Genomic DNA, 13,352 nt, shown 5'->3' on the forward strand with positions numbered 1-13,352 from the left:
CATGGGAGCGCAACTTCGGGTCTACCGGCAGAAGATTCGTTCTGCCCAGACGACCAAGAAGATCACCCGTGCGATGGAGCTGATCGCAGCCTCTCGCATTCAGAAGGCGAAGGCCCGCGTCGAAGCTTCGACGCCCTACGCCACCGCGATCACCCGCGCCGTTTCGGCCGTTGCGACGCACTCGAACACCGATCACCCGCTGCTCACCGAGGCCGAGACGGTCACGCGCGCAGCAGTCGTGATCTTCACCTCGGACCGCGGCCTCGCCGGCGCGTTCAACTCGCAGGTGCTGCGTGAGGCCGAAGAGCTCTCCGAGCTGCTCCGCGCCGAGGGCAAGGACGTCGTCTACTACCTCATCGGACGCAAGGCGCAGGGCTACTTCGCCTTCCGCCGCCGCGCTTCCGAGCGCATCTGGGCCGGTGACACCGAGAACCCCACCTTCGAGACCGCCAAGGAGGTCGCCGAGGCACTCCTCGAGGTCTTCGGACGCGAGGCCTCCGAGGGCGGCGCTCAGGAGCTGCACCTCGTCTACAACCGCTTCGTCAGCATGGTGAGCCAGGTCCCCGAGGTTCACCGCCTGCTGCCGCTGCAGGTGGTCGAGGGCGTCGCCGAGCCGACGAACGAGCCCGCGCCGCTGTACGAGTTCGAGCCCGAGCCCGATCTCGTTCTGGAGCAGCTGCTTCCGGCGTACATCGAATCGCGCATCTTCAACGCGATGCTGGAGTCCGCTGCTGCGAAGCACGCCGCGACCCAGAAGGCGATGAAGTCGGCGAGCGACAACGCCGACACGCTGATCCGCGACTACACCCGCCTCGCGAACAACGCTCGCCAGGCCGAGATCACCCAGCAGATTTCCGAGATCGTCGGCGGCGCTGACGCGCTGTCAAGCTAATCTGAAGCACGAAGAGAGAGAATCATGACCGAATCCGCCGCTGTGGCGACTGAGGCTGCCGCACAGGTTGCCGGGCGCATTGCCCGCGTGACCGGCCCCGTCGTCGACATCGAGTTCCCGCACGACGCGATCCCCGCTGTCTACAACGCGCTCCAGACCACCATCGACTTCGGTGACGGCCAGGAGCCGCTGAAGCTCGTCCTCGAGGTTGCTCAGCACCTCGGCGACAACCTCGTCCGCGCGATCGCGCTGAAGCCCACCGACGGCCTCGTCCGCGGCCAGGAGGTCTTCGACACCGGTTCGTCGATCACCGTCCCCGTCGGCGACATCACCAAGGGCAAGGTCTTCAACGTCACCGGCGATGTGCTCAACCTCCCCGAGGGCGAGACCATCGAGGTGGGCGAGCGCTGGAGCATCCACCGCACCCCGCCGGCCTTCGACCAGCTCGAGTCGAAGACGCAGCTCTTCGAGACCGGCATCAAGTCGATCGACCTCCTGACCCCCTACGTGCAGGGCGGCAAGATCGGTCTGTTCGGTGGCGCCGGCGTCGGCAAGACCGTCCTCATCCAGGAGATGATCCAGCGCGTGGCGCAGGATCACGGCGGCGTGTCCGTGTTCGCCGGTGTGGGCGAGCGCACCCGTGAGGGCAACGACCTCATCCACGAGATGGACGAGGCCGGCGTCTTCGACAAGACCGCGCTCGTGTTCGGCCAGATGGATGAGCCGCCGGGGACCCGTCTCCGCGTCGCGCTCTCGGCCCTCACCATGGCCGAGTACTTCCGTGACGTGCAGAAGCAGGACGTGCTGCTCTTCATCGACAACATCTTCCGCTTCACGCAGGCCGGTTCCGAGGTCTCGACGCTGCTCGGCCGCATGCCCTCCGCTGTGGGCTACCAGCCGAACCTCGCCGACGAGATGGGCATCCTCCAGGAGCGCATCACCTCGACCCGCGGTCACTCGATCACCTCGCTGCAGGCGATCTACGTCCCCGCGGACGACTACACCGACCCGGCTCCCGCCACCACGTTCGCGCACCTCGACGCGACCACCGAGCTCTCGCGTGAGATCGCGTCGAAGGGTCTGTACCCCGCGATCGACCCGCTGACCTCGAGCTCGCGCATCATGGATCCCCGCTACTTGGGCGCGGACCACTACCGCGTGGCCACCACGGTCAAGCAGATCCTCCAGAAGAACAAGGAGCTCCAGGAGATCATCGCGATCCTCGGTGTCGACGAGCTCTCCGAAGAGGACAAGATCACCGTGGCACGCGCACGCCGCATCCAGCAGTTCCTCTCGCAGAACACCTACATGGCGAAGAAGTTCACCGGTGTCGAGGGCTCCACGGTTCCCCTCAAGGAGACCATCGAGTCGTTCGACGCCATCGCCAAGGGCGAGTTCGACCACGTTGCCGAGCAGGCGTTCTTCAACGTCGGCGGGATCAGCGACGTCGAGGAGAAGTGGGCTCAGATGCAGAAGGACATGGCCTAAGCCATGGCTTCGCTCAACGTGAGTGTCGTCTCGGCCGACCGTGAGGTCTGGACGGGCGCTGCCTCCCAGGTCGTCGCACGGACGGTCGAGGGCGAGATCGGCATTCTCGCGGGCCACGAACCCCTCCTGGCGCTGCTGGGTGCGGGCGAGGTCCGCGTGACCACTGGCAGCGGTGAGCAGGTGACGGTCGACGCAGAGGGCGGGTTCCTCTCCGTGGATCACGACACCGTGACCATCGTGGCCGGCAAGGCGACGCTCGCCTAGCGAGCCGCCTCCCGCGTGTTCGAGGCCGGACGGCCACCCCTCGGGGTGTGCTGCCCGGCCTCGAGCCGTCTCCACCCGCTCATCGCCCGGCCGACCCAGGAGGTCCTGTGCTGATCCTGCTCCCACCGTCCGAGACGAAACGGCCCGGCGGATCCGGGCGCTTCGCCCCCGAGACGCTCCGGCACGACGCCGCCCTCGGCGCCGCCCGGGCTGCCGTGCGCGACGCGCTCGTCGAGCTGAGCACGGATCCCGAGGCGGCGGCCGCGGCGCTCAAGCTCGGTGTGAAGAACCGGGCTGAGCGCGAGCACAATCTCGTACTCGGGGAGAGCGGCGTGCTCCCCGCGATCGAGCGGTACACGGGCGTGCTCTACGACGCGCTCGACGCCGGCTCGCTCGACGCCGACGCGCGCGACTGGCTCGACGCGCACGTCGCCGTGCAGTCGGCGCTGTTCGGGCTCATCGGCGCGGGGGAGCAGATCCCCGCCTACCGGCTCTCCGCCGGCTCGCGCTTGCCCGAGCTCGGGGCGCCGCTCAAGCGCGTCTGGGGTGCGGCCCACGCGGAGCTCCCGTGGGGCGAACTCGGCCTGGTGCTCGACCTCCGCTCCAAGGACTACGTCGCGCTCGCGCCCGTGCCCCGCGGCACCGGCTGGTTCCTCAACGTCTCGCAGCGCGGCGCCGACGGCGCGGTGCGCGCCCTGAACCACTTCAACAAGGCCGCGAAGGGCGACCTCGTGCGGCGACTCGCCCGATCCGGCGCCCGCTTTTCCGAGGTCTCGGAGGTGCTCGACTGGGCCGCAGAGGAGGGCCTCGAACTCCACGCGGACGAGGCTGCGCGCGAACTGACGCTCATTACGGAGCTCGGTGCGCCGGGGGCCGCGTCGCCGAGTGCCGCGCGGGCGCGGTAGGATACTCGGGTGCTGATGAGGTGGAAGCGGTGACCGTGCGCGGGGAGAATGGCTCCCGGCGCCGTTTGCGCTACCGTCCCGACTCCGAGCTCGAGATCGAGCTCTCCTGGGCCGGTGCGACCGATGTGGGTCGACGCCGCGAGACGAACCAGGACAGCTACGTCACGGCCCCGCCCATCTTCGCGGTGGCCGACGGCATGGGGGGCCACTCGGCCGGTGAGGTCGCCTCCGCCGCCGTCGTGCGCCGGCTCGCGGAGCTCGGCGGCAACGAGACTGTGCTCGAAACGGACATCGATTCCCTCCTCTCCGACGCGGTCGACGACATCGAGCTCGACGCGGGCGAGACCGAGCTTGGCGCAGGCACCACCGTCACGGGCGTGTGCCTCAGCACATCCGAAGCTCCGTCCTGGACCGTCTTCAACATCGGCGACTCCCGCGTCTACCAGTACTTCAAGGGCGCGCTCAGCCAGATCACCGTCGATCACTCGGTCGTGCAGCACCTCATCGACACGGGCGCCATCACCGAGGAGGAGGCGGAGACGCATCCGCACGCCAACGTGATCACGCGCGCCGTGGGCTTCAACGAGGCCCCCATCCCGGACTACACCTCGCTGGCGCTCATCGCCGGGCAGCGACTGCTCATCTGCTCCGACGGGCTCACGAAGGAGCTCACGGACATCGGGATCCAGCACTTCCTCGCGACGCAGCCCACGGCAGAGGCCGCCGCCCGCACGCTCGTGCAGCAGGCCGTGGAGAACGCGGGCCGCGACAACGTGACCGCGATCGTCATCGACGTGCACGCCGTGGGCGACGTGATCGACACGGGCAGCGTCGAGTCGGCGGGCATCGACCTGGCCGAGCTCGAGGACCCCGAGGTCGACACGGAGCCGGTGCGCGTTCCCACCGCCGAGTAGCGCGCCTCGCGGCGCAGTCTCCCGTGGTGCGCCCCCGATCTCGTGGGGTGGCTTTCCGCGGTGTGCCCTCCGACCTCTCGGGGTGGCGTTCCTGGGTGCCCTCCGAACTCTCGGAGAAATCTGATTTCTCGGAGCTCATTCCGGAAGAAATCTCCGAGATTCGAGATTTCTCCGAGAGATGCGAGGGCGCAGCGCGGCAACGCGGGCGAACGGCCCGGCGCCCCCTAGCCGCGGCGGCGGAGCGCGAGGATCGCCGCCACGACCGCGGCGGTGCACCAGGCGAGTACGGTGAGGAGATCCTGCCCGCTCGCCGTGAAGTCGTTTCCGGCGAGCCCGGCTCGCATGAGGTTGGCCATCGGCTCGATCGGCAGCACGGTGTGCACGGAGCGCAACCACTCGGGCAGATTCTCCGCGGGGAAACTCACGGGGGAGAAGAGCAGCAGGAGGAACACGAGCAACTGCGTGAGCAGCTGCGCCACGACGGGCGGGAGCAGCACCGCGAAGGCGTAGCCGATCGCGGCCGCCGTCAGTGAGATGAGCAGCGCCACGGGCACGATCCACGGTTGCACGGAGTAGGCGATGTCGTAGCGCCAGGCCCCGGCGAGCGCGCCGAGCACGAGCCCGGGGAGGGCGAGCAGCGTCCAGACGGTGAGGTCGGCGACGAGGAAGGCCGCACGTGGCACCGGGAGTGTGCGGAGCCAGTCCGCGCTGCCCTCGGTGCGCGCCTGCGCCATGAGCTGTGGCGTCATGACCAGGCCGACCGTGATCAGCGTGATTGTCGGCGCTCCCGTTGCGAGGAAGAGTGCGGCCTCGGGCTGCACATCGCCGATGAGGATCCCGTAGCCCAGCACGGTCGACACCGCGAGCGCGGTCTGCACGACGATCATGAGCGGCAGGAACTCCGCCTGACGCCGGAGTTGCCAGACGAGCAGGAATCGCGCGCTCGCGATCCCGGCACCCCGGTCTCGCCGTCCGGCTCCAGTCCCCGGGCGCCCGGCATCGCGCCCCGGGCGATCGGTTCCGCGCTCAGGGCTCCCGGATCCCGCGGTCACGTCGGATCCCCGCTCGGATCGCGGCCCGGTCACTGCCGCGGCGCTCACGCTGCGGCCTCCGACTCGGCGCCGACCAGTTCGAGGTACGCGTCCTCGAGCGATGGTGGTGTGAGAGCGAAGCGCTCGATGCGCCCGTCCTGCACCTCCCGCTGCGCCCACTCGACCGCCTCGGCTCCGCGCGCTGCCGGGACCGCGACGGTGGTGTGGTTCGGGCCGCTCGCGAGCGCGATGAGCCCGGCGGGCAGTGCGGGCAGGCGCGGCCCGTCGAGCTCGAGGAGCAGTTGCTCGCTGAGGTGCGCCGTGAGCTGTGCGGGGGAGCCCGCGGCGAGCGTGCGCCCGCGGTCGAGCACGATCAGCTCGTCGACGGCACGCTCGGCCTCGCGCACGTTGTGCGTCACGAGGAGCACCGCGGCGCCCGCGTCCGCAGTGGCGCGGATGGCATCCCAGAGCAGGCGGCGGCGCGCGGGATCCACGTCGTTCGTCGGCTCATCGAGGATCACGAGCGCGCCCGGCTGCACGACGGTCATGCAGAACGCGGTGAGCCGGGCAACGCCTCCGGACACCTTCTGCGCAGGGGTGTCGGCCCAGGGGCCGAGATCGAGGGCGTCGAGGAGCTCGGACGTGCGGGATCGCACCTCGGCGCGGCCGCCCCCGCGGATCCTGCCGACGAGTTCGATCGCCGTGCGCGGCGTGAGTCCGGTGATCGGCACGTTCGCCTGCGCCTGCACGGAGACGAGCGCGCGAGCGCGTGCGGGGTGGGAGACCGCATCGATGCCCGCGACGGTGATCTCGCCCGAGTCGGGGCGGAGGAGGCCGACGATCTGATTCACGAGCGTCGTCTTCCCCGCTCCATTGTGGCCGAGCACGCCGAGCACGCGGCCGGCGCGGGCGGTCAGGGTGATGCCGTCGTTCGCCGGGGTGCTGCGCCCGCGATACCGCTTCACGAGCTGCTCCACCTCCAGGACCGGGGGAGTGAGTGCTGACGCGGACATGAGTGCCTCCTCATTCAAGATACTGATCGGTATGAAACATACTCATCAGTATCTTGAAGCGCAAGCCCCATTCCGGCCGGTATCTTTCGGGCCGGAGCGCGCTAGACTGCTGGCATGGCATCACGGCAGAGTGGATCCGGCGTCCCCGGCGGCGAGCAGAAGCTGCGCGACGCCGCGCAGGCGCTGGCCGAGGCCGCTGGTCAGCTGGGGCAGAGCCTCGGGGTGGCGGGGGCGTCGGCGGAGAGCGGCGTCACGAAGGGACTCCTTGCAGCCGCGCAGGCACTCGCCCAGGCGACCGCGTGGGTCGAGCAGCGCGCCAAGCCGATGAGCACGCGCGAGCAGCTCCTCGTGCAGGCCGCGCGGCTCTTCGCCGAGCGCGGCTTCTCGGGGGTCTCGTTGGAGGACATCGCCCAGGCCGCGGGCTTCACGAAGGGCGCGGTGTACAGTCACTTCGGCTCGAAGGAGCAGGTGTTCCTCGCTGCGGTGCGCAACACCGTCGAGCGCATCGAGGGCGCGCTCGCAGCGGCGGAGGCGCTCGGCGTGGACGGCGCCGCGGTCGCGAGCGGGGCCGAGGCGGACGGCGGTTCCGGATCGCGGGACGGATCGGCGGGCCCGGACGGCGAGCGCGTTGACGAGGGAACCTCGGGTGAGGCGCTGCTCGATCCGGTGCGCGCCCGGAGCGAGCTCGTCGCGGCGGCGACGCTCGGCGTCGAGGCGCTCCTGTTCGGGCGACGGGTGCCGGAGCACCGCGAGGAGGTGCGCGAACTGAGCGCCGCGCTCATCAGCGCCCTGGCGCGTGCGGACGAGCGCCTCCCTGCGGGGCCCGCCGCAGACGCGCGCGTGCTCGCGCGCGACGAAGCTCGGTTCTCGGTGATCGCGCTGCGCGCGCTGCTCGCGGGGATCGCGGAGCCGCGCGACGAACGTTCCTGAGGCGCGCACGGGCGGGTTGAGCGCCCCGGGCTCCTCGGTGCGCCCAGAGCTCTGCGGTGGCGTCTCAACTCCGCGGTGCCCGCTTGGCTGCTCGGCGTCCCGAACTCCGCGCTGCCCCCAAACTCCGCGCTGCCCCCCCCCAAATTCTCGGAGAAATCTGATTTCTCGGAGCAAGATCCGGAGCGAGCGTCCGAGATTTCTGATTTCTCCGAGAAATGGGAGGGGGAAACGGGATCCAGGGAGCCGGGCAACGGGGAGGGCGCGGGCAGAAGAACGAGGCGCCCGATCCCCGGCGAAGCCCCGCATACGCGCGAACGCCCGGTCTCCGAAGAGACCGGGCGTTCGCACTGCGGGCCGCGGGAGAGCTCCGCGGCCCGCGCTGCGGGGCTCGCGCCCGCGCTGCGGGGTTAGGCGCCCGCGGCCGTGAAGGCTGCGTCGAGCACGCTCACGACGTCCTCGAGCAGCTCGTCCGTCATCTTGAGCGAGGGCAGGAACCGGATCGCCTGGTTGTGGATGCCCGAGCTCAGCAGGAGCACGCCCTGCTGTGCGGCGAAGGCGATCACCTGGGCGACGAGATCGGCGTTCGGCTCGAGGGTGCCGGGCTGCACGACCTCGATCGCGAGCATGGCGCCCTTCCCGCGCACCTCGGCGATCGCCGGGTGGGCGGCCTTCAGGCGCTCGAGGCCCGCCCCGAAGACGCGCTCGATGCGCTGCGCCTCGGCGAGGAGATCCTGCGCCTCGATCTGCTCGAAGACGGCGACCGCCGCCGCGCACGAGACGGGGTTGCCGCCGAACGTGCCGCCGAGGCCGCCGGGCTGCGACTTGTCCATGATCTCGGCGCGACCCGTGATGCCCGCGAGCGGGAGGCCGCCGGCGATGCCCTTCGCGGAGAGCACGATGTCGGGCTGCACGCCGAACTGCTCGATCGAGAAGACGGTGCCGGTGCGGGCCATGCCGGCCTGCACCTCGTCGGCGATGAACACGATCCCGTTCGCGCGGCACCACTCGGCGAGCGCGGGGAGGAAGCCGTCGGCGGGGACGATGAAGCCGCCCTCGCCCTGGATCGGCTCGACCACGAGGCACGCGAGATCCTCGGCGCCAGCAGTCTTCTCGAGGTGCGCGATGGTGCGCGCCGCGGCCTCGGCGCCGCTCAGGCCGTCCTGCAGCGGGTACGAGTTCGGCGCCTTGTAGATGTCGCCGGCGCGGGGGCCGTAGCCGAGCGCGTAGGGCGCGCCCTTGTGGTTCATGCTCGAGGTGAGCATGGTGCGGCCGTGGTACGCGTGCTCGAGCACGGCGACGCCGGGGCGGCCGGTGAACTTGCGCGCGATCTTCACGCCGTTCTCCACGGCCTCGGCGCCGGAGTTCATGAGCAGCGTCTTGTAGGGGGCCGCCTCGGTCGAACCGGGGACGTGCTTCGCGAGGTACTCGGCGACGCGCACGTAGGGCTCGTAGGGGGTCATGGTGAAGAGCGTGTGCGTCACCTTCTGCAGCTGCGCCGTCGCCGCTGCGACGACCGCGTCGTCGGTGTGCCCGATCGTGGTGACGCCGATGCCGCCGCACACGTCGATGATGTGGTTGCCATCGACGTCGACGAGGATCGAGTCGTGCGCGCGCTCGATGTAGACCGGGAGCACGCTGTGCACCCCGGGCGGCACGACGGCCTGGCGGCGGGCGTGGAGCTCCTGGGAGCGCGGCCCCGGGATCTCGGTGACGACGCGACGCTGCTGGGGGACGGTGGTCTCCTGCTGCGACGCCTCGGAACTGACAGGTGCTTCGATGGTGCCTTCGGTCATGGCTTCGATACTACTCCCGGCTCCCGTGCGGGCGGGGTGAGCGCTACCCTGATCCCATGAAGGATCTGCACGAGTACCGGGTCGGCGTCGAGTGGGTCGGGAACCGCGGCTCGGGGACGAGCGGGTATCGCGACTACGGGCGCGAGCTCCTCATCCACGCGGCAGACAAGGCGCCGCTCGAGGGGTCGGCGGATCCGACGTTCCACGGCAACGCCGAGCGCTGGAACCCCGAGGAGCTGCTCGTCGCCGCGCTCGCGCAGTGCCACATGCTCTCGTACCTCCATATGGCGGTGCGCGCGGGCGTCGTCGTCACCGCCTACGAGGACGCCGCGACGGGCGCCATGCGCCAGGCGGGCCTCGGGGGAGCGTTCGAGGAGGTGGTGCTGCGCCCGCGCGTCACGGTCGCGGATCCGTCGATGGTCGAGGCCGCCCGCGCCGCGCACGCCGAGGCGCGGAAGGTCTGCTTCATCGCGAACTCCGTGAACTTCCCGGTGCACCACGAGCCCGAGATCCTCGTCGCCGGGGAAGCCGGATCGCGCGGGCTGTAACACGGGGCAGAACGCCCCGCCGAACGAATAGACTGGTGGGCATGCCCAAGACCCCGTCGTTCTCCGTCTCCACCCCCATCTTCTACGTCAACGATGCCCCGCACATCGGGCACGCGTACACCGAGGTGGCCGCAGACGTGCTCGCGCGCTGGCACCGCCAGGCGGGCGACGACACGTACTTCCTGACGGGGACCGACGAGCACGGCCAGAAGATCCTGCGCACGGCGACCGCGAACGGTGTCGCGCCCAAGGAGTGGGCCGATCGCCTCGTCGAGTCGGCCTGGAAGCCGCTCCTCGACACGATCAACATCTCGAACGACGACTTCATCCGCACGACCGACGCGCGGCACGAGGCCGGCGTCGCCACGTTCCTGCAGAAGCTCTACGACGACGGCCACGTGTACGCGGGCGAGTTCGAGGCGCTGTACTGCGTGGGCTGCGAGGAGTTCAAGCCGAAGAGCGAGATCGTCGACGGCGAGGGCGCATTCGCGGGCGAGAAGGTCTGCGCGATCCACTCGAAGCCGCTCGAACTGCTCCAGGAGAAGAACTACTTCTTCAAGATGAGCGCGTTCCAGGACCGTCTCCTCGCGCTGTACGAGGAGCACCCCGAGTTCGTGCAGCCCGCGAGCGCGCGCAACGAGGTCATCGCTTTCGTGCAGCAGGGCCTCGAGGATCTCTCGATCTCGCGCACGTCGTTCGACTGGGGCATCCCGATCCCGTGGGACTCCTCGCACGTCACCTACGTGTGGTTCGACGCGCTGCTCAACTACATCACCGCCCGCGGCTACGGTGCGAACCCCGCCGACCCGGCCGCGGAGCTCCAGCACTGGCCCGCCGTGCAGATCGTGGGCAAGGACATCCTCCGCTTCCACGCGGTGATCTGGCCCGCGATGCTCATGGCCGCGGGCCTCGAGGTGCCCACCAACGTGTTCGCGCACGGCTGGCTGCTCGTCGGCGGAGAGAAGATGTCGAAGTCGAAGCTCACGGGCATCGCCCCGAACGAGATCACCGACACCTTCGGAGCCGACGCGTTCCGCTACTACTTCATGCGCGCCGTGTCGTTCGGGCACGACGGTTCCTTCAGCTGGGAGGATCTCGCCGCCCGCTACCAGGCCGAGCTCGCGAACGGCTTCGGCAACCTCGCGAGCCGCGTGCTCGCGATGAACGCGAAGTACTTCGAGTCGCGCGTGCCCGAGGCGGGCGAGGAGACGGCTGCGGACGCCGCGATCCGGGAGCTCGCCGCGAGCGTCGCGCGCCGCGCGGACGAGAAGATCGAGGGCTTCGCGATCCACGAGGCCATCGCGGCCGTCTGGGAGCTCGTCGACGCGCTGAACGGCTACATCACCGAGCAGGAGCCCTGGGCGCTCGCGAAGGATCCCGCGCAGCGCGGTCGCCTCGGCACCGTCCTCTTCACCGCGAGCGAGGGGCTCCGCGTGCTCGCCGAGCTGCTCGCCCCCGTGATCCCCGAGGCCACCGGGAAACTCTGGACCGCGCTCGGCGCGGAGGAAGCGCTCGGTGCCCTCACCGCGCAGCCGATCCGCGAGGCCGGCACCTGGGGACGCCTCCCCGTCGGCGCGCAGCAGCACGCGCTCGCCGTCCTGTTCCCGCGCATCGAGGCGGAGACGCCGACCACGGGCGGTGCCGCGCAGTGACCGCCGAGACCCCCGCGCCCGGCCTGCGGAAGCGGGTCGGCGCACCGGGGCGGGATCTCACCCGCCCGGCCTCGCCCGAGCCGCTGCCCGTGCCGCTGTACGACAACCACACGCACCTCGAATTCGAGGACGGCATCGACCAGCTCGAACCCCTCGACTCGCTCGCGCGGGCCGAGGCGGTCGGCGTGCGCGGCGTCGTGCAGGTGGGCACCGACCTCGAGACGAGCCGCTGGAGCGCCCAGCTCGCGGCGAGCGACCCGCGCGTGCTCGCGGCCGTCGCGCTGCACCCGAACGAGGCGCCCAAGCTCTTCGCCCGCGGCGAGCTGAGCGCGCACCTCTCGGAGATCTCCCGCCTCGCGGCGGAGCCCCGCGTGCGCGCGGTCGGCGAGACCGGGCTCGACTTCTTCCGCACGGGGGAGGACGGGCGCGAGGCGCAGATCGAGGCGTTCGAAACGCACATCGAGATCGCGAAGGCGAACGGGATCGCGCTGCAGATCCACGATCGCGACGCGCACGACGAGGTCGTCGCGACCCTGCTGCGCGTCGGCGCCCCCGAGCGCACGGTGTTCCACTGCTTCTCGGGCGACACGCGCCTCGCGCGGATCTGCAACGAGCACGGCTGGTACATGTCGTTCGCGGGCACCACGACGTTCAAGAACGCCCCCGCCCTGCGCGAGGCGCTGACGGTCGCGCGCCCCGAGCTCGTCCTCGCGGAGACCGACGCGCCGTTCCTCACCCCCGAGCCGCACCGCGGCCGGCCGAACGCGCCGTACCTCCTCCCCGTCACCGTGCGCCGCATGGCGGAGACCCTCGAAATGCCCCTCGACGAGCTGTGCACCCGCATCGCCGCCAACACCGAGCGCGTCTACGGCTCCTGGGATCCCGAGGAGGTGTCCGCGTGAGCGGGGCCGCATCGGGCTCGGGCGAGGCCCCCGCACTGCTCGGCCCGGCCGAGGTGCGCGAGCTCGCCGAGCGGCTCGGCGTCTCGCCGACGAAGAAACTCGGCCAGAACTTCGTGATCGATCCGAACACGGTGCGCAAGATCGTGCGCCTGGCCGGGGTGGAGGCGGGCGACCGCGTCATCGAGGTGGGGCCCGGGCTCGGCTCGCTCACGCTCGGCATCACCGAGGCGGGGGCCGACGTCACCGCCGTCGAGATCGACCACCGCCTCGCCGCGGAGCTCCCGGCGACCGTGCGCACCATGCAGCCGGACGCCGCGGAGCGCTTCCGCGTGGTGCGCAGCGACGCCCTCGAGGTGACGGCGGAGACGCTCGCCGAGCTCCCCGCTCCGCCCGAGCTGCTCGTGGCGAACCTGCCCTACAACGTCTCCGTGCCGATCCTCATGCACTTCCTCGAGCTCATCCCCGAGCTGCGCGGCGGGCTCGTGATGGTGCAGGCCGAGGTCGGCTACCGGATCGCCGCGCAGCCGGGCAGCAAGGAGTACGGCGCACCGAGCGCGAAGGCCGCATGGTACGGTCCGTGGCGGATCGCGGGCACCGTGAGCCGCCGCATCTTCTGGCCCGTGCCCGGCGTCGACTCGGTGCTCGTGGGCTATGAGCGCCGCGCCGAGCCGCGCGGCACGGTCGCCGAGCGCGACCGCACCTTCGCACTCGTGAACGCCGCATTCGCGCAGCGTCGGAAGATGCTGCGGCAGTCGCTCCAGGCCGTGCTCGGCCCGCTCGATGCCGCCGTCGCGACGATCGAGACGGCGGGGATCGACCCGACGCTTCGCGCAGAGCAGCTCAGCATCGACGACTACCTGGCGATCGCCCGGGCGTAGCGGGGCGCCCGCACCGCGCCCGTCGCACGGGCCCCGGCCCCAAGCCTGCGCCCGCGGGCCCGCGCCCACCGCACCCGAACCCCTCCAATCCAGCAGGAGAAATCTCGAATATCGGTCGGTTGTGTCCCAAAACGTCCGAGAT

Annotated in this window: 13 protein-coding genes; 10 read left to right on the top strand and 3 right to left on the bottom strand. The window is 70.6% G+C overall.

Annotated elements, in window-relative coordinates:
• The first annotated feature begins 1 nt into the window (after position 1).
• The 5 genes from U874_RS0107730 to U874_RS0107750 all read left to right on the top strand — a co-directional run bounded on the left by U874_RS0107730 (position 2) and on the right by U874_RS0107750 (position 4,463).
• A complete protein-coding gene (locus U874_RS0107730) occupies positions 2 to 892 on the top strand; it encodes a F0F1 ATP synthase subunit gamma (protein ID WP_025133967.1) in 891 nt (296 codons plus the stop codon).
• A gap of 24 nt (positions 893 to 916) precedes the next feature.
• Complete coding sequence (atpD, locus tag U874_RS0107735) at positions 917 to 2,380, top strand: F0F1 ATP synthase subunit beta (protein WP_025133968.1); 1,464 nt, start codon at positions 917 to 919, stop codon at positions 2,378 to 2,380.
• 3 nt (positions 2,381 to 2,383) lie between these two features.
• Positions 2,384 to 2,644, top strand: a complete 261-nt coding sequence (locus tag U874_RS0107740; protein WP_025133969.1) for a F0F1 ATP synthase subunit epsilon — start codon at positions 2,384 to 2,386, stop codon at positions 2,642 to 2,644.
• A gap of 107 nt (positions 2,645 to 2,751) precedes the next feature.
• Positions 2,752 to 3,549 carry a YaaA family protein gene (locus U874_RS0107745; RefSeq protein ID WP_025133970.1) on the top strand — a complete coding sequence of 266 codons (798 nt, stop codon included), beginning with the start codon at positions 2,752 to 2,754 and terminating at the stop codon, positions 3,547 to 3,549.
• Positions 3,550 to 3,578: 29 nt separating this feature from the next.
• Entirely contained in the window at positions 3,579 to 4,463 is an 885-nt protein-coding gene (locus U874_RS0107750; protein WP_025133971.1) for a PP2C family serine/threonine-protein phosphatase, read from the top strand.
• A gap of 224 nt (positions 4,464 to 4,687) precedes the next feature.
• On the opposite strand, the gene U874_RS0107755 is transcribed toward U874_RS0107750, so the two are convergent.
• On the bottom strand, positions 4,688 to 5,563 hold the full coding sequence (locus U874_RS0107755) for an ABC transporter permease (RefSeq protein WP_025133972.1): 876 nt from the start codon (positions 5,561 to 5,563) through the stop codon (positions 4,688 to 4,690).
• Positions 5,560 to 6,507 (bottom strand): ABC transporter ATP-binding protein, encoded by a 948-nt coding sequence (locus tag U874_RS0107760; protein ID WP_029987950.1) that lies wholly within the window; start codon positions 6,505 to 6,507, stop codon positions 5,560 to 5,562. Before U874_RS0107760 ends, U874_RS0107755 begins: the two co-directional genes overlap by 4 nt.
• 114 nt (positions 6,508 to 6,621) lie before the next feature.
• On the opposite strand from U874_RS0107760, the gene U874_RS15670 reads away from it, so the two are divergent.
• Positions 6,622 to 7,437, top strand: a complete 816-nt coding sequence (locus tag U874_RS15670) for a TetR/AcrR family transcriptional regulator (protein WP_025133974.1) — start codon at positions 6,622 to 6,624, stop codon at positions 7,435 to 7,437.
• A gap of 407 nt (positions 7,438 to 7,844) precedes the next feature.
• Here the strand turns inward: U874_RS15670 and U874_RS0107770 are convergent, their stop codons facing one another.
• A complete protein-coding gene (locus U874_RS0107770; protein ID WP_025133975.1) occupies positions 7,845 to 9,230 on the bottom strand; it encodes an aminotransferase class III-fold pyridoxal phosphate-dependent enzyme in 1,386 nt (461 codons plus the stop codon).
• 56 nt (positions 9,231 to 9,286) lie between these two features.
• Between U874_RS0107770 and U874_RS0107775 the strand changes: the two genes are divergently transcribed.
• Genes U874_RS0107775 through rsmA form a run of 4 tightly spaced genes read left to right on the top strand, consistent with a single transcriptional unit; the run spans position 9,287 to position 13,210 of the window.
• Positions 9,287 to 9,778, top strand: coding sequence for an OsmC family protein (locus tag U874_RS0107775; RefSeq protein ID WP_025133976.1), 492 nt, complete (start codon positions 9,287 to 9,289; stop codon positions 9,776 to 9,778).
• Between the two features lie 41 nt (positions 9,779 to 9,819).
• On the top strand, positions 9,820 to 11,430 hold the full coding sequence (gene metG, locus U874_RS0107780; RefSeq protein WP_025133977.1) for a methionine--tRNA ligase: 1,611 nt from the start codon (positions 9,820 to 9,822) through the stop codon (positions 11,428 to 11,430).
• A complete protein-coding gene (locus U874_RS0107785) occupies positions 11,427 to 12,332 on the top strand; it encodes a TatD family hydrolase (protein WP_025133978.1) in 906 nt (301 codons plus the stop codon). Before metG ends, U874_RS0107785 begins: the two co-directional genes overlap by 4 nt.
• A complete protein-coding gene (gene rsmA, locus U874_RS0107790; RefSeq protein ID WP_025133979.1) occupies positions 12,329 to 13,210 on the top strand; it encodes a 16S rRNA (adenine(1518)-N(6)/adenine(1519)-N(6))-dimethyltransferase RsmA in 882 nt (293 codons plus the stop codon). Before U874_RS0107785 ends, rsmA begins: the two co-directional genes overlap by 4 nt.
• Positions 13,211 to 13,352: the final 142 nt, after the last annotated feature.

It is taken from the genome of Leucobacter sp. PH1c (genome assembly GCF_000633415.1).
Taxonomy (GTDB): Bacteria; Actinomycetota; Actinomycetes; order Actinomycetales; family Microbacteriaceae; genus Leucobacter.

Excerpts from the sequence above, each read along its gene's own strand:
- U874_RS0107730 (WP_025133967.1), top strand. The coding sequence starts at position 2 with ATGGGAGCGCAACTTCGGGTCTACCGGCAGAAGATTCGTTCTGCCCAG.
- atpD (WP_025133968.1), top strand. The coding sequence starts at position 917 with ATGACCGAATCCGCCGCTGTGGCGACTGAGGCTGCCGCACAGGTTGCC.
- U874_RS0107740 (WP_025133969.1), top strand. The coding sequence starts at position 2,384 with ATGGCTTCGCTCAACGTGAGTGTCGTCTCGGCCGACCGTGAGGTCTGG.
- U874_RS0107760 (WP_029987950.1), bottom strand. The coding sequence starts at position 6,507 with ATGTCCGCGTCAGCACTCACTCCCCCGGTCCTGGAGGTGGAGCAGCTC.
- U874_RS15670 (WP_025133974.1), top strand. The coding sequence starts at position 6,622 with ATGGCATCACGGCAGAGTGGATCCGGCGTCCCCGGCGGCGAGCAGAAG.
- U874_RS0107770 (WP_025133975.1), bottom strand. The coding sequence starts at position 9,230 with ATGACCGAAGGCACCATCGAAGCACCTGTCAGTTCCGAGGCGTCGCAG.
- U874_RS0107775 (WP_025133976.1), top strand. The coding sequence starts at position 9,287 with ATGAAGGATCTGCACGAGTACCGGGTCGGCGTCGAGTGGGTCGGGAAC.
- metG (WP_025133977.1), top strand. The coding sequence starts at position 9,820 with ATGCCCAAGACCCCGTCGTTCTCCGTCTCCACCCCCATCTTCTACGTC.